16 protein-coding genes are annotated in these 18,545 nt (G+C 70.1%); 4 read left to right on the top strand and 12 right to left on the bottom strand.

What is annotated here, in order from left to right; genetic code table 11:
* The first annotated feature begins 23 nt into the window (after positions 1-23).
* Positions 24-893: an alpha/beta hydrolase gene (locus ABZV40_RS22840; protein WP_355444833.1), complete on the top strand. Its 870-nt coding sequence runs from the start codon at positions 24-26 to the stop codon at positions 891-893.
* Positions 894-935: 42 nt separating this feature from the next.
* Here ABZV40_RS22840 and ABZV40_RS22835 read toward each other — a convergent pair whose 3' ends face one another.
* Genes ABZV40_RS22835 through ABZV40_RS22820 form a run of 4 tightly spaced genes read right to left on the bottom strand, consistent with a single transcriptional unit; the run spans position 936 to position 4,395 of the window.
* The gene (locus ABZV40_RS22835; protein ID WP_355444830.1) at positions 936-2,093 is read right to left on the bottom strand and encodes an ABC transporter permease; all 1,158 of its coding nucleotides are present in this window, start codon (positions 2,091-2,093) and stop codon (positions 936-938) included.
* Positions 2,086-2,769 (bottom strand): ABC transporter ATP-binding protein, encoded by a 684-nt coding sequence (locus tag ABZV40_RS22830; protein ID WP_355444827.1) that lies wholly within the window; start codon positions 2,767-2,769, stop codon positions 2,086-2,088. The genes ABZV40_RS22835 and ABZV40_RS22830 overlap by 8 nt, the downstream gene beginning before the upstream one ends.
* Positions 2,766-3,824 (bottom strand): efflux RND transporter periplasmic adaptor subunit, encoded by a 1,059-nt coding sequence (locus ABZV40_RS22825; RefSeq protein WP_355444824.1) that lies wholly within the window; start codon positions 3,822-3,824, stop codon positions 2,766-2,768. The genes ABZV40_RS22830 and ABZV40_RS22825 overlap by 4 nt, the downstream gene beginning before the upstream one ends.
* The gene (locus ABZV40_RS22820; RefSeq protein ID WP_355444821.1) at positions 3,817-4,395 is read right to left on the bottom strand and encodes a hypothetical protein; all 579 of its coding nucleotides are present in this window, start codon (positions 4,393-4,395) and stop codon (positions 3,817-3,819) included. The genes ABZV40_RS22825 and ABZV40_RS22820 overlap by 8 nt, the downstream gene beginning before the upstream one ends.
* Positions 4,396-4,486: 91 nt before the next feature.
* Between ABZV40_RS22820 and ABZV40_RS22815 the strand changes: the two genes are divergently transcribed.
* Together ABZV40_RS22815 and ABZV40_RS22810 are read left to right on the top strand one after the other, a co-directional pair.
* Positions 4,487-5,179 carry a response regulator transcription factor gene (locus ABZV40_RS22815; protein WP_355444818.1) on the top strand — a complete coding sequence of 231 codons (693 nt, stop codon included), beginning with the start codon at positions 4,487-4,489 and terminating at the stop codon, positions 5,177-5,179.
* Positions 5,169-6,911, top strand: coding sequence for a HAMP domain-containing sensor histidine kinase (locus tag ABZV40_RS22810; protein ID WP_355444815.1), 1,743 nt, complete (start codon positions 5,169-5,171; stop codon positions 6,909-6,911). Before ABZV40_RS22815 ends, ABZV40_RS22810 begins: the two co-directional genes overlap by 11 nt.
* Positions 6,912-7,347: 436 nt before the next feature.
* Here ABZV40_RS22810 and ABZV40_RS22805 read toward each other — a convergent pair whose 3' ends face one another.
* The gene (locus tag ABZV40_RS22805; RefSeq protein ID WP_355444812.1) at positions 7,348-7,944 is read right to left on the bottom strand and encodes a helix-turn-helix domain-containing protein; all 597 of its coding nucleotides are present in this window, start codon (positions 7,942-7,944) and stop codon (positions 7,348-7,350) included.
* Positions 7,945-8,034: 90 nt separating this feature from the next.
* Between ABZV40_RS22805 and ABZV40_RS22800 the strand changes: the two genes are divergently transcribed.
* Positions 8,035-8,823 carry an SDR family NAD(P)-dependent oxidoreductase gene (locus ABZV40_RS22800; protein WP_355444809.1) on the top strand — a complete coding sequence of 263 codons (789 nt, stop codon included), beginning with the start codon at positions 8,035-8,037 and terminating at the stop codon, positions 8,821-8,823.
* A gap of 84 nt (positions 8,824-8,907) precedes the next feature.
* Here ABZV40_RS22800 and ABZV40_RS22795 read toward each other — a convergent pair whose 3' ends face one another.
* From ABZV40_RS22795 to ABZV40_RS22765, 7 genes are read right to left on the bottom strand one after another with little or no spacing between them, the layout of a single operon-like run.
* Positions 8,908-9,963, bottom strand: coding sequence for a MupA/Atu3671 family FMN-dependent luciferase-like monooxygenase (locus tag ABZV40_RS22795; protein ID WP_355444806.1), 1,056 nt, complete (start codon positions 9,961-9,963; stop codon positions 8,908-8,910).
* A gap of 5 nt (positions 9,964-9,968) precedes the next feature.
* Positions 9,969-12,983, bottom strand: a complete 3,015-nt coding sequence (locus ABZV40_RS22790; RefSeq protein WP_355444803.1) for an amino acid adenylation domain-containing protein — start codon at positions 12,981-12,983, stop codon at positions 9,969-9,971.
* A gap of 31 nt (positions 12,984-13,014) precedes the next feature.
* Positions 13,015-13,638, bottom strand: coding sequence for a 2OG-Fe(II) oxygenase (locus ABZV40_RS22785; RefSeq protein ID WP_355444800.1), 624 nt, complete (start codon positions 13,636-13,638; stop codon positions 13,015-13,017).
* Between the two features lie 13 nt (positions 13,639-13,651).
* Positions 13,652-14,299, bottom strand: coding sequence for a 2OG-Fe(II) oxygenase (locus tag ABZV40_RS22780; RefSeq protein WP_355444798.1), 648 nt, complete (start codon positions 14,297-14,299; stop codon positions 13,652-13,654).
* A gap of 23 nt (positions 14,300-14,322) precedes the next feature.
* Positions 14,323-15,696, bottom strand: coding sequence for an aminobutyraldehyde dehydrogenase (locus ABZV40_RS22775; protein WP_355444795.1), 1,374 nt, complete (start codon positions 15,694-15,696; stop codon positions 14,323-14,325).
* The gene (gene truD / locus ABZV40_RS22770) at positions 15,696-16,739 is read right to left on the bottom strand and encodes a tRNA pseudouridine(13) synthase TruD (RefSeq protein WP_355444792.1); all 1,044 of its coding nucleotides are present in this window, start codon (positions 16,737-16,739) and stop codon (positions 15,696-15,698) included. Before truD ends, ABZV40_RS22775 begins: the two co-directional genes overlap by 1 nt.
* 6 nt (positions 16,740-16,745) lie before the next feature.
* Entirely contained in the window at positions 16,746-18,146 is a 1,401-nt protein-coding gene (locus tag ABZV40_RS22765) for a hypothetical protein (protein WP_355444789.1), read from the bottom strand.
* Positions 18,147-18,545 lie beyond the last annotated feature (399 nt).

Genomic DNA, 18,545 nt, shown 5'->3' with positions numbered 1-18,545 from the left:
AACCGAGCTGGGCAAAGGGAACTGTGACGTCCGAGGACGGCACGACGATCGGCTTTCGCCGGCTCGGTCACGGTCCAGGCGTGGTGATCCTGCACGGCGGTGCGCTCGCGTCGCAGCACTACATGAAACTGGCCGCCGCGTTGGCCGACCGGTTCACCGTTCACCTGCCGGACCGGCGCGGCCGCGGAATGAGCGGCCCGTACGGACGGCACTACTGCATCGAACGCGAAGACGAAGACCTCAAGGCCATCGTCACAGCCACCGGCGCACAGTACGTCTTCGGGGTCGCCGACGGCGGTCTGTTCGCGCTGCACGGAGCCATCACGACACCGCAGATCAGCAAGGTCGCCGTCTTCGAGCCTGTCCTGTTCGTCGGCCAACCGGGCCTGGAGGAGTTCAAGGCGGTCATCAGCCGAGGACAACGTCTGGTCGCCAGCGGGGACATCGGTGCTGCCATGGCGAGCCTTGCCACGGACGCGTTCGACGCGGACCCCAGGGCGCAAGCCGTTTCCGCACCATATCGCGTGCTGGGGCGAATCATGAGGCGGCCGGCCGCGTGCCGGGCGTTGCTGTCGGCCGATGCCCTGCTGGCCAAGGGCGACCGAGTTGCCCTGCGCGACCTGGTCGTGGCGTGGGAGAAGGAACTGGACGTGGTCAAGGCCAGCGAGAACACCATCGCCGACTACCGGAGGGTGACCGCCGAGGTCCTGCTGCTGTGCGGTACCGGCGCTCCGCCACTGTTCACCGGCACCCTGGACGCCCTGGAGAACGTGCTGCCGCGGGCGACTCGCGTCGAACTCCCCGGGCTCGACCACGGCGGTCCTCAGGATCAGGGCGGCAATCCAGCGGTCATCGCCGACCAGCTGCGCCGGTTCTTCACCGCGGGTACCTAGCTCGCGGATCGCCGATCCGGTAGTCGTCGGTTGGTGACCTTCTCAGGTGGCGAGGGCTTCGGTCGGCATCACCCCGGCCGCCCGCATCGACGGGTAGAGCCCGGCAACCACTCCGATCAGCAACGCCCCGGCGCAGCCTGCGGCGAGGAGTCCCGGCTCCAGGACGACGGGCCAGTGCTGCCGGGTGGCGTAACCGGCTACTGCGACCGATCCGAGCAGGGTGCCGAACAGGCCGCCGAGCCCTGACAGCGCAACCGACTCAGTGAGGAACTGGCCGAGGATCTGGCCGCGGCGCGCGCCCAGGGCACGGCGCAGGCCGATCTCGCGGCGGCGTTCGAGCACCGAGATGACCATGGTGTTGGCGACCCCGATCCCGCCCACCAGCAACGCCACCCCTGCCAGGCCCAGGAACAGGCCGGACAGCGCGGTCTGGGTGACGCGTTTGGCCGCCAGCGCGTCCGATGGCTTGGTGACCTGCACGGCGTCCGGCCGGGCCGGGTTGACCGTGGCGGGCAGCACGGCGCGGACGTCCTCGACCGCCGACTCGGTGGCACGGAGGTAGATCATGCTCGGATGGCCGCCGAACCCGAGATAGCGCTGCGCGGCCGGCCAGCCGACCAGCACCGACCGTTCCAGCTCCGGGTACAGCGGCATGGGTGCGAGCACACCGATCACCGTGAACCAGGTGCCGCCGACGTAGATCTGCGGCGCTCCCTCCGGCCCCACGCCGAGCCGGGTGGCCGCCACCGCGCCGAGTACGGCGGTCGGGAACGACTGCGTTGCCTCGTCCAGGAAGCGGCCCGCCTGCATCCGGCCGTTGACGGCGGGGAGCAGGCCGAGTTCGGCGGCCTGCACGCTCACCCCCGACACCTCGGACGGGTCCGACCGGTCCGAGCGGGTGACCTGCGCGGTCGTCTTGCCTACCGAACTCGCCTCGGTCACCGGGGCGATCCGCCGCACCATCGCCGGCGACTCGACCGGCAGCGGCACGGGCGGTTCGATCTTGCCAGGAGACGACACCGCGAGAACGTCGGTGCCGAGGGCGGACAGTTCGTCCAGCAGAGCACGCTGGCTGGACGCGGGGATGCCGGTGACGAGCACGAGGGTGGCGATGCCGATCGAGATGCCGAGCGCGGACAGGGCGGCACGGGCCTTGCGCGCCCGCAGGCCGATCAGCCCGGCGGCGATGAGATCACGCATGCGCACGCTCCGAGTCGGCTACGAGTCTGCCGTCGCGGAGCTCGACCCGGCGCGGCAGTCGCGCGGCGATGTCCCGGTCGTGGGTGATCACCGCGATGGTGGTGCCCTCGGCGTTGAGCGTCGCCAGGAGGTCGATCAGGGCGGTCCCGGTCGCGGTGTCGAGCGCGCCGGTTGGTTCGTCGGCGAGCAGCAGAGCGGGTTCCTTGACCAACGCCCGCGCCACCGCGACGCGCTGACGTTCACCACCGGAGAGCTGACTCGGCAGGTGCCCGGCGCGGTGCGTGAGTCCGACGCGGTCCAGCGCCGCCAGCGCGAGCTCCCGGCGACGCCGCCTCGGCACACCGCTGTAGAGCAGGCCGATGATCACGTTGGCCGTCGCGGACAGGCCCTCGATCAGGTGGAAGTGCTGGAAGACGAATCCGATGAACCGCCCGCGCACCGCGGAGAGTTCGGCATCGGGCAGCGCCGCCACGTCACGGCCGTTGATCTCGACGCTGCCTGACGACGGCCGGTCGAGCGTGCCCATGACGGTGAGCAGGGTGGACTTGCCGGAACCGGACGGCCCGACGATCGCGAGCAACTCTCCCGCGTGGATGCTCAGGGTGACGTCGTCGAGCGCGACGACACCGCCGGGGTAGGTCTTGCCCACGCCCCGCACCGAGAGAACGGGGGTCATGACGCGACCACGACCTTCAGGCCTTCGGTCACGTCCGGGCCGCTGACCTCGACCATGCCCTTGGCGAACAGCCCGGTGGTCACCGGGAGGAGCCGGCCGTCGGGCAGCTGCAACGCGTAGCCGCCCTGTTTGACCGCGAGCAGCGCGCCGACGGGAACGGCCAGCACGTCGGCCCTGGTCTGCGCGGTGAACGTGACCTGGACCCGGCCGGAGTCGGCTTTCCCGTTGGCTGGAGGCTCGTCGAAACCGATGAGCACGCTCATCTTGGCCGGCGTCGAGCTGTCGGTGCCCGCGGCCTGCTCGGGCGCCGTGACCGAGCTGACCTTGCCCGGTGTGGTGGTGCCGTCGGCGAGCGTGATGGTCACCGCGTCACCGGTCTTGACGCGGGTGGCCGCGGCGGCGTCCAGCTCCGCGGTCACCGCCTTGGCCGTGCCGCTGACCGTCATCAGCGGGGCCGAGGCGCTGTCGCCGAGCTGGGCCTGCACGGCACCTACCCTGACCGGTCCGTCGAGGACGACCGCGTCACCGACGTCGAGCACTCCGCTGGGCTCGACGCCGATCGTCCTCTGATAGCGCTTGATCGCGTCCACCAGGGACTGGGTGAGCGCGGTCTCCTTCTTCACCCCGGACTTCGGCGCGTCGAGGCGGTACCCCAGCGCCTTCAGGTTGTCCGCGACCACGGTGACGTCGCCCCCGATCATGCCGATCGAGTCGAGCTTGCGGTACAACGGCGTGCCGCCGTACATGAGGGTGATCGGCTTGTCGTCGACCGAGAACAGCCGCTCGCCCTGGGACACCACCGCTCCCGGCTGGGGCAGCCAGGTGACCAGGCCGGGCTTGGCGGTCTTGAGGGTGCGCAGCCTGCCGTAGCCGAGCATGCCACCGACCGTGTCGGACGTGGTCAACGTCGTTTTGGTGACCGTGGTGGTGGATCGCGTTTCCGCGCCGGTCGTCCGAGGGGCCGGTGCGGCGGAACGGGCAGGCCAGAGGTACCACGTCGCCGACGCCACGGCGATCACCGCCAGCGCCGCGAACACCATCGTTCTACTACGCACCGTAGGCCTTCTTGCGGCAGTCGAACTCGACCTTGGTCTGCTGGTCCTGGGACATGGTCGGTGTGCCGTCGTAGTTGTAGCCGCCGCCGTTGGGCAACGGGGTGACCTTCAGGCCGTTGTCGTTCAGGCACTTGATCTCGACGCGGTACTGGTCCAGGTAGCGGGGGTTGGTGTCGGGGGACAGCAAGGGGTTCGGCAGAGGCCGCAGGACGTCGCACTGGGCGAACGCGTCCTTGTAGGTGGTGTCCCTGCCGCCGTTTCCCTCCTGGGTCGGGAAGGTGACCTCACCCTGGTCGTTGCGCTTCGAGTAGGTCGGCACCCCTTTGGCGGCCAGGCATTTGCCCCACGTGTTCCACCAGCCCCACCACTCGGTGTCCGTGGTGTCCAGCGTTTGCTGCGGATGCTTGTCCGGGCCCTTGGCCGGGGTCGCGCTCGAGGGTGCCGAGGAGGAAGCGGGTTTGTCGGGGAGTTCGGCGACGGACGGCGTTTCGGGCGCTTTCTGGGCACATCCGGTGAGCACGACCGTCAGCACCGCGGCGCCCAGCACCGCACGTCGGGAAAAGCTGGTCATGCCGGAAAGCCTGGCCAGCGGATGTGAGGATCTTGTCAGAGTGAGGTGCCGGTGGTGTCTGACCTGATGTGCCTGCCCATAGAGTGGCGGCATGTGCGCTCACGTGCTGGTCGCCGAGGACGACCCGAACCAGGCGCAGGTGATCGGGATCTACCTCACGGCGGAAGGCCATTCCGTCACGGTGGTGCACGACGGCGCGATCGCACTGACACGGGCCCGTGAACAGCAGCCGGACCTGCTCGTGCTCGACGTGATGCTGCCGGGGATGGACGGTCTCGACGTCTGTCGTGCGTTACGCGCGGAATCCGAGGTGCCGATCCTCGTCCTCACCGCCCGCTCGTCGGAGTACGACCTGGTGCGGGGACTCGACTTCGGTGCCGACGACTACCTGACCAAGCCCTACAGTCCCCGCGAGCTCACCGCCCGCGTGCGCACGCTGCTGCGCCGCGCGAGACCGAGGGAACTCGCGGACCGAGCGCAGGCACATCGGCTGGGTGACCTCGTCGTCGACCCGGTACGGCACCAGGTCACGATCGACGGCATCTCCGTCGAGTGCACGTACGGCGAGTTCCGGCTGCTGGAGATCATGGTGCGGCAGCCGGACCGGGTGTTCACCCGGCAGCAGCTGCTCGAGCTGACCAGGGGTACCGACGCGTACGTGACGCCGCGGATCATCGACGCGCACGTGCTCAACCTGCGCAAGAAGATCGAGCGCGATCCGAGCAGGCCGGCCCGGCTGGTGACCGTGTTCGGCGTCGGCTACAAGCTGACCGATGGCTCCTAGGATCCCGCTGCGCCGCACGCTGGTGGTGCGGCTGACGGCCATCTCGGTGCTCATCGCGGTCGGGTCGATCGCCGCCACCGCCTGGCTCGCGGTCACCACGACGACACGGGAGATCCAGCAGGAACGGGGAGCGGCGCTGTCGAGGGCGGCCACCGTCTACAACGACCTGCTCGGCTTCGCCGCCAGGAACCCGCGCTGGTCCGATGCCGCCGAACAGGTGAGGGTCGCGTCCGCCCGATCAGGACGCCGGGTCTTGGTGACCACAATGGACAGACAGTCGCTCGTGGACTCCGGTGGGAAGGTGCCGCTGTCACTGCCGGCCGAGGCCAGCGCGGTGATCGACCCCTTGAAGGTCGACTCGGAGCTGGTGCCCGACATCGGGCCGGACCGCGTCGATCCCCGTGCGACAGGACCGTTTCAGCTCACCGCTGAGGAACGGGTCCGGCAGCAGACGCTGGCCGCGAAGGTGACGTTCTGCCTGCATGGCGATGGCGTGCGCTACCAGGTGCGGGAGCTGCCGACCGGCCGCGTCAGGATCACCACCGCCACCGGCTTCGACAACCAGGTCAGGCTGTTCAAGTGTGGACTGGAGGAACTCCAGGCTCCGACCACCACCGAGAAGGCCGCCCTCGCCCAGCTGAACGACCTGCTCCACGCCTGCCTGCAACGCCAGGGCCTGCCCCCGGCCGCGGTCGGCCTCGACCTCACGCCCACGTCCGGAAACGACACCCTGGCCAGCCGGTCCTGTGTGGACTCGGCACGACGTCAGCAACTGGCGGCGTTCGTCGCGCCGCCCGCGCTGCTGTTCGTCCTGGATCCGGCTACCGCGCACGGCAACGAGCTCGCCCTGAACCGGGACGGCTGGGTGCGGATCGCGCTGGTCGTGCTGGCGGTGGTCGCGGTCGCGATGCTCGCGATGATCTTCGTGTCGTCCCGGCTGTCCCTGCCACTGCGCGGACTGACCGCGGCGGCCGTCCGGGACGAGCGCGCTCCGGTGAGCACGCGTGACGAGATCGGGTATCTGGCGCAGGCGTTCAACTCACTGCAGGATCGCCGCCAGGAGCTCGACGAGCAGCGCCGCCGGATGGTCGGCGACATCGCCCACGAGCTGCGCAACCCGCTCAACACCATCCGAGGCCGCCTGGAAGCGGTGGAGGACGGCCTGTTACCGCTGGACCGCGGGCTCGCCTCGGTCGTGCTGGACGAAACGCTGCTGCTCCAACGGATCGTCAGCGACCTGCAGGACCTCGCTGCCGCCGACGCCGGACAGCTACGCCTGAATCCCGAACCGCTGCGCCTCTCCGACATCGTCGACCAGGTCGTCACCACCCACCGTGGAGTGGGAACAGCCCGGCTGACCGGCTCGACGGCAGGTGATCCGGTGATCGTCGCCGACGCGGCACGCCTGAGGCAGGCTCTCGGCAACCTGGTGTCGAACGCGCTGCGGCACACTCCCGTCACCGGCGAGGTGACGGTGACCGCGTTCGTTGAGGGCAGCGAAGCGGTGATCACGGTGCGCGACACCGGCCCCGGTATCGACCCCGGCGACCTGCCGCACGTCTTCGACCGGTTCTGGCGAGCGGATCGATCGCGGGCACGGCACACTGGCGGCAGCGGACTCGGCCTGCCCGTCGTGCGGCACCTCGTCGAGGCCCACGGCGGCAGCGTGACCGCCGAGTCGCCGGGCGGGGCGCTGTTCACCGTTCGTCTCCCAGGAGCGGCGGAGCTGTGAGCACGACCCAACGTCGTGATCATGACGCATGAGGTCGGTAGCCGGCGACAATCTATGTTCCCTTGCCAATCCACCGCACGTGCAGCTCGATCTGGGACCGTCTTGCTGCCAGTGGTGCGAGCTCGCGCTCATGGCGCCGGGCAAGAAGATCCGATTCCGAGTGTGACCGCGAGATACCGGTGTAGCGGCCGAGGTGAGCCAGGGCCCAGTCGCAACCTCGTGTCGCTCTGGTCTGAAGGCTCCACGGCCTCTCGGGCTGAGCACGGACGCGTCGAACACCCACACCGCCTGGCGGCAGGTGAGTGCCGCCCCTGCCGCAGGCCGACGTCGGCCGCTTCGACCACTGCGGAGAAGTGCCGACTGGAATCGGTGGCACTGTTCGAGGAACTGGGCGAGCCCAAGCCGGACGAGGTTTGCGCCCGGCTCCGGCCCTTGATCAAGTGGAGCGCGATCCCTGCCCGCCCAGCGCTCCCACCACGGCCCGAACCACCAGCTCGGCCTTGGACCTCCCGGCCTCGACCAGATCGGCGGCGTCCTCCGGCAGCTGGTCGGCCTCCTGAAGCAGCGCCAGGTAGACCTGGCGGCACCAGTCCGCGCCCGTCGCGGTGATCTCACCCGCCTCGCGCAGCAGGGCGAAGACCTCCTCGAGCCCGTCCGCGACCTCGGGGGTCAGCCCGCCGTGGCATCCGGCTTCGTCACTCATGAGCTCCATGGCGAACCGGTGGCCGGCCTTGAGCTCGAAGACGATCTCGGTGAGGCGCCGGAAGACCACGAGTGGAGGTGCCCCGTCCGCCCGCGACTGGTCGAGTGCCGTGAGGTAGCGCTGGTTGAGCTGCTCGGTCAACGCCTCCAGCAACGCCCGGCGCGAGGCGAACCGCCGGTGCACGGTGGCACGGGTGAGCCCGGCCGCCTCACCGATGCGTTCCAGCGACGCCGCCGGATCGGCGGCCAGCACCTCCTCGGCGGCAGCGAGAATCCGCGCGGTGTTGTGCTCCGCGTCCGCTCGCAATCGCCGCCCTGTGTCTCTGTCCACCGTAGCCACTCGGAAATGATACACCCCAGTATCACTTATTGCGCTAACTGTGACAGGTGTGTATCACTTAAGGGGAGGAGGTACCACAACATGGACCTGCAGTTGGAAGGCAAGCGAGTGCTGGTCACCGGAGCCAGCAAGGGAATCGGACTGGCGATCGTCAAGGCCTTCATCGCGGAGGGCGCGTCGGTCGTGGCCACCGCCCGCCGCTCGACGTCCGAACTGGAGCACACCGGGGCCGTCTTCATCCCGGCCGATCTGTCCACACCAGACGGACCGTCGCAGGTGGTCGAGACCGCGCTGGCCCAGAACCCGCAGCTCGACGTGCTGGTGAACAACGCGGGAGGGGGCAACCCGTCGGACGAACTTCCCGAAGATCCGTTCAGCGGCGACGACGACACCTGGGCGACCGTGTTCGCGTTGAACCTCAACGCGGCTGTCCGCACCACGCGGGCCGCGCTGCCGGCGCTCGCGAAGGCGCGGGGCGCCGTGGTGAACATCAGCTCCAGCAGTGCCCGCGACCCGCACAACGCGCCGTTGCCCTACGCGGCGGCCAAAGCCGCGCTCAACACCTTCACCCGCGGCCTCGCCGAGGCGACGGCACGGATGGGTGTTCGGGTCAACGCCGTCACCCCCAGTGGCACGCGGACCGAACTGCTGGTGGGCGAGGACGGGTACGTCGCACAGATGGCGGCACAGATGGGCGTGGAGTTCAGCGACCTGGTCGCGACACTGCCCCAGCAGATCGGCATGCTGACCGACGAGCTGATCGACCCGGACGAGATCGCCCGTGCGGTGGTGCTGCTCGCCTCTCCCACCATGCCGAGTGCCATCGGGTCGAACTGGACCGTCCACGGTGGAGCGATGAAGACCGCCTGACTCCGGCAGGGGAGGCCGGGCCCCGGCCTCCCCGCACGATGCCGCGTCCGCTGTGCATGGGATGGATTCGTCGCATGTGGACTGTCAGGTTCGGGCCGTCGCCAGGGTGCGTTGCCGGCTGGTGTGGGCCTCGCGCAGTTCGGCCAGGTGGTGCAGGCCGGTCAGCACCGCGTCCGCGTCGGGCACGAAGTCGATGAGACAGGCGACTTCGTCGACCTCGATCTCCGTCAGGCGCTCCAGCACCTTGAGGCCTTCGTCGACCGTGCCGAACAGCCCACCGGTGCGGTAGTAGCGGTCGAACGAGTGGTCCACGAGGAAGTCGATGTCCTCCGGGTCCAGGGTGTCCGGGTCGATACCGGGCAGCAGCTCCCGAGCCGCCTGGGTGATCAGGCCTATCGAGGATCGCAGATAGGCGCGGAACGGCTCGCGCACCACCTCCAGGACCGTGTCGCTGTCGGGGCCGATGAAGGTGTGCAGCATCAGCACCACGTGGCCGCGGGTTCCGTGGCACCGTTCGTGGTTCGCCCGGTAGTCCGCGATCTTGCCGGCGAGCTCGTCCAGCGACTGCCCGAGCAGGTGCGTCAGAACGCCGGTGCCGAGCTCGCCCGCCTGCTTGAACGTTCCCGCGCTGCCGGAGCTGGTGAGCCAGATCGGCAGCTCCGGTTGCACCGGCCTCGGATGGATGCGCACGGACGACAGGTCGCCGTTGCCGTCGGGCAGTTCGATCGACTCGCCCCGCCACAGCTTCCGGATGGTGTGCAGGCTCTCGGTGAGCACCTCGCGCCGCGACTGGTAGTTCTCCGGGCACAGCGTGAAGTCGACGACGTGCCAGCCGGGGGCCAGTGACACGCCTGCCCGGCCGCCGGACAGGTTGTCCACCACGGACCACTCCTCGGCGACCCGCACCGGGTTGTGCAACGGCGCCACCACGCTGCCGGCGCGCACCGCCACGTTGCGGGTGGTCGCGGCCACGGCCGCGCCGGTCAGCGACGGGTTGGGGTAACGGCCGCCGAAAGCGTGGAAGTGCCGTTCGGGTGTCCACACGGCCGTGAAGCCGTGCGTGTCCGCGAAGCGCGCGCCTTCCAGCAGCAACCGGTAACCGTCCTCCGCGGCGTCGTCCGCGAAGTAGAAGAGACTCATGTCCATCAGGCTGCACCCAGCTTCTGGTCGACCGCGGTCGCGAGGTCCGCGAGCACGGGAGTGTGGAACAGGGTTCGAATGCCGAGCTTCACGCCGAGCACCGTCTGGATCTCCCGCATGACCCTGATGGCCAGCAGCGAATGCCCGCCGGACTGGAAGAAGTGGGATCCGGGGCCGATGTCGTCGCAGCCGAGCACGCTTTCCCAGATCTGGCACAGCGCTCGCTGGGTCGCCGTCCGCGGGCCTTCCTCGGCACGCGGGACGGCCGCAGGTGCCGGCAGTGCGGAGCGGTCCACCTTTCCGGTAGGGGACAACGGGATGGTGTCGATCCGCATGAACACCGACGGCACGAGGAAGCTCGGCAGGCGGTCCTGGGCGTGCGCCCGCAGCAGGTCCAGGTCCAGCGCCTCGGTGCGGCCCACGACGTGGGCGACCAGCTCCTGGCGTTCGGTCACCGACACCACGACCGCTGCGACGCCGTGGTGTTCGCCGAGCGTCGCCTCGATCTCGCCGAGCTCGATGCGCACGCCGCGCACCTTCACCTGGTTGTCCTTGCGGCCGAGGAACTCGATCTCGCCGTCGAAGTTCCACCTGCCGATGTCGCCGCTGCGGTACATCAGCTCACCCGGCACGAGCGCGTACGGATTGGGCAGGAACCGTTCCGAGGTGAGCTCCGGCCGGTCGAGGTAGCCGTCGGCCACGCCGGGACCGCCGATGTGGATCTCGCCGGGCGCACCGACCGGCACCCGAGCGCCGTGCTCGTCGAGGATGTCGATGCGGCTGCTGTGGATCGCGCGTCCCAGCGTCACGTGCTGCCCGTCGCCGCGCACGAGGTGCTGCGCGGTGACGAACACCGTGGTCTCGGTGGGGCCGTAGAGGTGGAAGACGTCGCGGACCTCGGAACGCTCGAACAGGTCGGCCACGAGCTTCGGGCTGAGCTGCTCGCCGCCGATCGTGACGGTGTGCACCGACGCGGGCAACCGGTTGGCCCGCAGGTACTCGGCGAGCACCGACGGGACGAGGTTCATCATCGTGACGTCCCGCAGCTCCGGCGAGCCTTCCGGCACCGCGAGCAGACCGTCGCTGAACCGGACCGTGCCGCCGGTGAGCAGCGGTGGCCAGATGTCCATCGCGGACACGTCGAACGAGAACGCGATCGTGGCGAACACCGTCGTGAACGCCTCGTTCGGCACCGTGTCGAGGAACCAGTCGAGGTACCAGTTCAGGTTGCGGTGCAGGGTCCGCACGCCCTTGGGCCGGCCGGTGGAGCCGGAGGTGTACATGAGGTAGACGAGGTTCTCCGGCGTGACACCGGACTCCACGGGCGTCGCCGGCGCCCGTGCGATCAACTCGCGGTCGCGGTCCATCAGCACGACGGGGATCGTCGGTGAGTCGAAGAGCTCCGCCTGAGCCCGTGCCGTCACCAGCGCCCGCGCACCGGAGTCGGTGAGCACGTACCGCAGCCGCTCCTGCGGATAGGTCGGGTCGAGCGGAACGTAGGCACCGCCGGCCTTCAGCACGCCCAGCACCGCCGTGACCGCGTCGATGCCGCGTTCCAGCGCGACGCCCACCGGGACGTCCGGTCCGACGCCGAGGCCGCGCAGGTGGTGCGCGAGCCGCGTGGACAGCTCGTCCAGCTCGGCGAAGGTGACTCGGCGCCGCGGTTCCTCGACGGCGATCGCGTCCGGTGTGCGGGACGCCTGCCGGGCGAACCGCTCGTGCATCATCGCCGGGTCGACCGGCCGCGGCTCGCCCTGCCACTCGACGTCGAGCGCGCGCAGCTCCCGTTCGCCGAGCATCGCGAGCTCTTCCGGGTGCCGCTCCGGGTGCGCGAGGAGGTCCGCCAGCAACGTGGTCACGTGCTCGGCGAGGTGCTCGATCCGGCGCCGGTCGAACAGGTCGGCCGCGTAGTCCAGCCGCAGCTCGATCCCCTCGTCCCGGCAGATGAACCGGAAGCACAGGTCGAGCCGCTGGTCGACGCCCGTGAAGTCGAGCGGGACCACGTCGAGGTCGCCCACCCGCTGACCCGCTGGGGCCGTGATCACCTCGACCGCGTGCTGGAACACCGGATGCCTGCTGGCTTCGCGGGCCAGCCCGAGCCGTTCCACCAGCTGCGCGACGGACAGGCTCCCGTGCGCCACCGAGGTCTCGATCGCCTGCCGGCAGTGTTCGACGACGGCCGCCGCGGGCATCCCGGCGAGATCGAGCACGACCGGCACGGTGTCCGCGTGGGCTCCGATGGCCCGCTCGTGGCCGGCGGGCCTGCCGGAGTGACCCAGGCCCAGCACCATCCGGTGCGTGGCGCCGTGCCTGCCCAGCACCAGGGCCACCGCCGCCAGCAGCACGGCCTCGACGCCGGCCGGTTCACGCCGCGCCGCCGTGACGACATCGGCCGGCAGCACCGAGATCACCCGATCGCTGCGGAACGACATGGTGGTCGGCCGCACCGCGTCGGCGGGCAGGTCGAGCAGCGGCACGCCGTCGAGCATCCGCCGCCAGTGTTCGAGCGCCGCCGCCGTCTGCGGTTCCCAGTCGACCGGTGGCGGAGCGAGCATGCCGCCCCGGTAGGCGACCACGAGCTTGTCCAGCAGCAGCACCAGTGATCGTTCGTCGGCCACGCAGCGGTGGGCGACGAACTCGAGCATGTGCTCCCGCGGACCGATCCGCCGCAGCAGCACCGTGAAGAGGTCGCCGTGCTCGCGCCGGACCTGCTGGGCCACGTCGAGTGCCGCGACCTCGGGGCCGACGACGACGAGCACGTCCTCCCTGGGCGGCAGGACGAACCGGCACACCCGGCCGCGTTGCAGCTCGAACCTGCTCCGCAGCACGTCGTGGAGGGCCAGCACCGTGTCGGCCGCGGCCCGCAGCCGGTCGACGTCGAGCGGCCCGCTCAACCGCACCGGCAGGGTGACGAAGGTGTTGGTGTGCTCAGCCGACCAGTGGTCGAGGAACCACCACTGCTCCTGCAGCGGTGTCGCCCACGTGCGCCGCACGTCCACGAGGTCGTTCGAAATGGTCATGGCAAGTCCTCCGGTGCGGAGATCGTTCGGGTTACGGCTGCCAGTACTCGAGGACGACGGTCGCGCGGTCGAACCGGCCGCCCGCGGTGACCTCGCCGATGCTGTGCCACGTCGACGCGTGCGGTGCGAACAGCACGCTCGTCCCGCCCAGCGGTGGGATGGAGAGCGCGGGCGCGGCCGCACTCTCGCTCTCCCACAGGTGCAGCTCGCCGCCGAAGCTGGGTCGCCAGTCCTCGTTGAGGTGCAGCACCCAGTGCAGTGCCTTGGTGGCTTTGGCGGTGTGCACCGTCTGGTGATCGCCCTCGCCGTAGCGGAAGACGCCCACCGTGACCGGCAACGACGTCACATCCCGATCCAGACCCTCGCTCGCCCACGCGGTGAACTCGGGTGACAGCAGGTCGTCCAGCAGCTCGGTCCACGGTTCGGACAGCAGGCCGGCGGCCGGAGTGCGCTCGCCGTGCTCGAACAGGGTGAGCAGCCACGCCCGGTAGTTCTTGACGTGCCAGGAGCCCTGCTTCACCAGCCGCCGGTAGAGCTCGGCGGCCGGTGGAGCAGCGGCGAGCCGCGCCAGGTCCGCGGACTCGATCATCTTGTCCACGGTGTGGTGGGTGAACGGCGTCCGGTGCCTGAGGAACTCGGCTTCAGTTCGGATCATCGCCGGGTTCAGGTCAATCGCCGTGGCGCGTGGCCCAGTCCTCGAACCAGTACTCGAGCTGGACCGTGAGCCGGGTGAGCGTTCCTCCGGTGTCCACCTTGGACACGGCGTGCCACGAGGTGTCGGTGGGAGGGAACGCGAGCAGCTGGCCGGGAGCCGGCGGGATGCGGCGCGCGGGCTCCTGCGCGGGATCCCCGCTCAGCCGCACCTCGTACTCGCCGCCGACACCGGCCGGCCACTCGGGGTTGAGGTAGAGGATCGCGGTCAGCTGCTTGTTCGGCTTGTCCTTGTGCACCGAGATGAAGTCGCCGTCGACGTGGGTGTAGACGCCCATGTCGAACGGCAGCCCCGCCAGCTTCAGACCCGTGCCCTCCTCCAGCCACCTGGTGAACTCGTCGGACATCAGGTCGGCGACGAGTGAGGACCACAGCCCGGACAGCCCCAGCGTGCCCTCGGCGAGAACACCGTCCCGCACCAGGTACAGCAGGTTCATCCGGTACTGCTTCTCGTGCGCCGGGTCGGTCCGCGCGATCTGCTGCGCGCCCAGCAGCGGGGCCTGCTCGAACAGCTTCTCCACCACGTCCGGCGCGACCACGCCGGTGGAGAGGTGGATCTCGAACGGGTCGGTGATGTGCTCGAAACCGGCTTCCTTGTTCGTCAACACGATGAACGTGCCCCCAATGATCAGTGAGCGGACATGACGTGCTTGATGCGGGTGTATTCCTCGACCGCGTATGCGGACAGGTCCTTGCCGTAGCCGGAGGCCTTGAACCCGCCGTGCGGCATCTCGGCGGCGAAACGCAGGTGCGTGTTGATCCACACGCACCCGAAGTCGAGTTCGGCGGTGATCGAGTTCGCCCTGGCGTGGTCGCGCGTCCACACGCTGGCGGCCAAGCCCTGCGGCACGCCGTTGGCGAGCCGCACCGCCTCCTCCTCCGTCGTGAACGACTGGACGGTGAGCACCGGTCCGAAGAGCTCCTCCTGCACGATCTCGTCGTCCTGGCGCACTCCGGTGATCACCGTCGGTGCGAAGAAGTAGCCGCGATCACCGACGCGCGTGCCGCCGGTGCGCACGACGGCGTGCGCGGGCAGCCGGTCCACCAGCCCGGTCAGCCGGGCGAGCTGGTCGGCGTTGTTGAGCGGGCCGTAGAAGGCGTTCTCGTCGTCGGGCGGTCCGGTCCGCGTGAGGTGCGCCTGTTTGACGAGTGCCTCGACGAGCTCGTCGGCGATGTCCTCGTGCGCCAGCACGCGGGCCGCCGCGACGCAGTCCTGGCCCGCGTTGAAGAACGCGGCCTCGGCGATTCCGGCGGCGGCCGCCGTCACGTCGGTGTCGGGAAAGACCAGAACCGGCGCGTTGCCGCCGAGTTCCAGGTGCAGGCGCTTGAGCGAGGCACCCGCGGCCGTGGCGAGCTCGCGGCCGGCGCGAGTGCTCCCGGTCAGCGAGATGTGCGCGACGTCCGGGTGCGCGGCGAGCAGTCTCCCGGTCTCCCGGTCTCCGCACAGCACGGTGAGCACGCCGGGTGGCAGGAAGGGTGCCGCGATCTCGGCCAGTCGCACCGCGGTCAGCGGCGTGGTCTCGGCCGGCTTGAGCACCACCGTGTTGCCGGCCGCGATCGCCGGGGCGAACTTCCACACCGCCATCTGCAGCGGGTAGTTCCACGGCAGCAGCTGCGCGCAGACCCCGATGGGTTCCCTGCGCACCGAGGAGGTGTGCCCGGCCAGGTACTCGCCCGCGGCCTTGCCCTCCGGCAGTCGCGCCGCTCCCGCGAAGAACCTGAGCTGGTCCACGGCGGGCTCGATCTCGTCGGCGACGGCGCTGCGCCGGGGTTTGCCGGTGTTCGCGCATTCGAGGTCGGCGAACTCGTCCGCCCTGTCCTCCAGCGCCTGCGCGATCCGCAGCAGCGCGAGACCGCGTTCGGCCGGAGTCGTGCGGCGCCACGTCCCGAACGCGGTCGCGGCGGCTCGCACGGCGGCGTCGACCTCGGTCTCCCTGGCCAGCGGCACCTCGGCGAACGGCAGCCCGGTCGCGGGGTCGAGCAGTTGCGTCGTCGGTGACATCACGGCGCTCCGTGGACGATGTAGCTGACCAGCTGCCGGACGGCCGCTGTCGCGTAGCAGCCCGAGGGGAGGAAGAACCCGAGGGTCGCCTGGAACCTGCCGGGGAACTCCGTGTCGGGACCGAACCCGCTGACCGACACGACGGTCTGCACCACCGACGCCCGCGTGGACGTCTTCGCGGTGATCAGTCCGTTGTGGAGGCTCCGCTTGACGAACGGGATCTCCCGGCAGTTGCCGAGCAGCTCCGCCGCCGCGGCGCCGCACCGCGCGTAGCGGTAGGGGATCGTGTCGATCTCGACGTCGAGCGCCGCGTCCCCGAACACCTCGCCCGCGCGTGCGGCCAGCGCCGTGTTCCACTCGTGCGAGCTGTGCGCCGCGAGGAAGAACGACGCCGCCCGCGGGTCGAGAGAATCGAAGAACCGCTTGGCCTGTCCCGTCCACGCACCGGCCGCGTCGCTCTCCGGCGCGCCGAGCCCCGCCAGTTCGCGCAGGGCGAGCGACCAGTCGCCGGCCAGCATCGCCTCGCCGACCAGGTGACTCCGCTTCGGCCCTCCCGGCACGCCGAAGCGCTGGGTGTCGTAGTAGTTGAGGAACAACAGGTTCACCTTGCGCAGTGCGGAGAACCGTTCCGCGGGTGAGCCGCCGAGGTCGCGCACGACGACGCGGAACGCGTTGCCCTCCAGCTCGCCGATCGCGATGGGATCGGCGCCGTAACCGTGATGCCACAGCGACAGCCTGCGGTCGTCGGCCTCGGTGAGGCTCAGCACGCAACCGGTGTCCTCATCGGACAGTGCGGTGGCCGGCAACGCGATCAGCTGCTCGGTGACGCCGTCCTCGTCCTTCAGCCCGCCGAAGGTGATGTCGGCTGTGCGCAGGCCGAGCTTCGCGGCGATCCAGCCGATCGCCTCGGTGGTGGTGTAGCCGCACTTGCGCAGCACCAGGTAGCGGTGTGCGGGGCCGGGTTCGTCCTGCACCGGCAAAGCCATCGCCTCACGCACGATGAAGTCGGACGGCCGGTGCTTGAGCACTGCTTCTGCGAACAACTCCGGTCACCTCCGGCTCGGCACGGCGACGATGTCGGCGCCCAGTGCGGTCAGGGCACCGGGCAGGTCCGCGTATCCGCGGGCGAGGTGGTGGGTCCCGCTCAGCACGGTCGGGCCCGGCACCGTGAGCGCGGCGAGCAGCGCCACGGCGGCGCCGCGCAGGTCCGGGGCGACGAGCTCACGGCCGGGCGCCGACGGCGGGCACCGCCCGTCGACCACGGCGGAGCGGCCGGTCCTGCCCACCCGCATGCCGAGCTCCTCGAGCAGCGCGAGGTAGGAGAACCTGTTGGCCCACACGGTTTCGGTGAAGCGGGACCGGCCTTCGGCGAGGCCGGCGAGCAGCACCAGGAACGGCTGGCTGTCGCTGTAGACGCCGTGCGAGGCTATCGTCAGCTCGATCGGCCGCAGCCGCTCGGCGGGGTGCACGACGACGGTCCTGTCACCGGTCTCGAAGTCGACTCCCATGACGCGCAGCGCGTCCAGCTCTGGGGTGAGCGCGGTGAGCGCGCGCCCCAGGTGGTCGGCGCGCACCACGAGAGGTTCGGCCGCAGCGGTCGCGCCCGCGCAGATCCAGGTGACGACCTCGATGAGATCGGGCACCAGCGCGTGGGACACCGGCGTGCGCAGGTCCGCGCCGCCGCGGCCGTGCACCACGACCGTGCCTTCCGCGGGGCGTTCGATCTCGGCGCCGAGCTGCTGCAGGACGCCGACCAGATCGGTGACGTCCGGCTTGGGGTAGAGGTTGCGCAGCGTGCTGGTTCCCGTGGACACCGCCGCCAGCAACAGCGCCATCTTCGACGCGCCCGAGTAGTGCGGGCCGGTCTTGAGCTGCCGGTCTGTGGTGTGGTCGAGCAGGTCGATCTCGCAGCCGCGCAGCCTGGTCGCGCTCACCTGGAGATCACCGTTCCGTGCGGTGACCGCGGTGGCCCCGAAGGACCGCAGCACGCTCAGGTACTGGCTGACGGGCCGCGCCAGGCCGGGGCCGTCCCCGATCTGGCAGCCGCCGTTGGCGGGCACGACGACGTGGCCGGTGCGGTGCAGCAGCGCGGGGATCAGGTAGACCACGCCGTGGATGCGCGCGGCGAGTCCCGCGTCGAGCGTGGCGTCGCTGATCCCGCTCGCGTCGAGTTCCAGCACGTCACCGTCGACGGTGACGCGGGCGCCCGCGTCCCGCAGCAACGAGGTCAGCACCCCGGTCTCGACGATGTCCGGCACGTTCGTGATGCGCACCAGCGCGTCCGCCGACGCCGCGGCCGCGAGCACGGTGACCATTGAGTGCTTGAACCCCGGCACCGTCACCTCGCCCCGCAGGCGCCGGCCGCCGCCTCTGACGAGCAGGTCGGGGTGGCCGTCGGGGCACTGCGCGAGACGTGCCGCGGGCACGACCGCAGCGCTCGTGAGAGTCATCGAATTCCCCCAAAGAAAAGACTTCGCACGCAGCAGGAAGTGTCGCGGCGAAACGCCGATGAGGTTATTTGTGAATGTCCAGAAAATCCGGAACCTCGTTGGCCCGGCCCCCAACCGACATCCATTCGGACTCTTACACGATCGCCGGGAGGCGTCAACCCGGTCGGTTGCCGTCACTCGAACGGGCTAACCCGGGGAATGCTTGCCACGATCTCCGAGACGCTGCTACGGTCGGCGGCGATCGGCCTTGAGGGGGGCTCGATCGTTGCTTTCAGCGGACTTCGCCAGGGGGCACAGTCCACTTCGACCAGGTGCGTCCGGCCGTTTAGCGCGGCCTGACAGCCCTGTGTGCCTCCCTTGCCGATGAGCCCGTCGCCGGGCTTTGTCTGGGGGTTCGAG

The organism is Lentzea sp. NPDC004782 (assembly GCF_040609115.1).
Lineage (GTDB): Bacteria > Actinomycetota > Actinomycetes > Mycobacteriales > Pseudonocardiaceae > Lentzea.
The sequence above is the reverse complement of the archived record's forward strand: the minus strand, read 5'-3'. Positions and strand labels throughout refer to the sequence as shown.

Bases quoted from the DNA above. Each gene is read 5' to 3' on its own strand.
- ABZV40_RS22835 (WP_355444830.1), bottom strand. From the start codon at position 2,093: ATGCGTGATCTCATCGCCGCCGGGCTGATCGGCCTGCGGGCGCGCAAG.
- ABZV40_RS22830 (WP_355444827.1), bottom strand. From the start codon at position 2,769: ATGACCCCCGTTCTCTCGGTGCGGGGCGTGGGCAAGACCTACCCCGGC.
- ABZV40_RS22820 (WP_355444821.1), bottom strand. From the start codon at position 4,395: ATGACCAGCTTTTCCCGACGTGCGGTGCTGGGCGCCGCGGTGCTGACG.
- ABZV40_RS22815 (WP_355444818.1), top strand. From the start codon at position 4,487: ATGTGCGCTCACGTGCTGGTCGCCGAGGACGACCCGAACCAGGCGCAG.
- ABZV40_RS22810 (WP_355444815.1), top strand. From the start codon at position 5,169: ATGGCTCCTAGGATCCCGCTGCGCCGCACGCTGGTGGTGCGGCTGACG.
- ABZV40_RS22800 (WP_355444809.1), top strand. From the start codon at position 8,035: ATGGACCTGCAGTTGGAAGGCAAGCGAGTGCTGGTCACCGGAGCCAGC.
- ABZV40_RS22795 (WP_355444806.1), bottom strand. From the start codon at position 9,963: ATGAGTCTCTTCTACTTCGCGGACGACGCCGCGGAGGACGGTTACCGG.
- ABZV40_RS22790 (WP_355444803.1), bottom strand. From the start codon at position 12,983: ATGACCATTTCGAACGACCTCGTGGACGTGCGGCGCACGTGGGCGACA.
- ABZV40_RS22785 (WP_355444800.1), bottom strand. From the start codon at position 13,638: ATGATCCGAACTGAAGCCGAGTTCCTCAGGCACCGGACGCCGTTCACC.
- ABZV40_RS22775 (WP_355444795.1), bottom strand. From the start codon at position 15,696: ATGTCACCGACGACGCAACTGCTCGACCCCGCGACCGGGCTGCCGTTC.
- ABZV40_RS22765 (WP_355444789.1), bottom strand. From the start codon at position 18,146: ATGACTCTCACGAGCGCTGCGGTCGTGCCCGCGGCACGTCTCGCGCAG.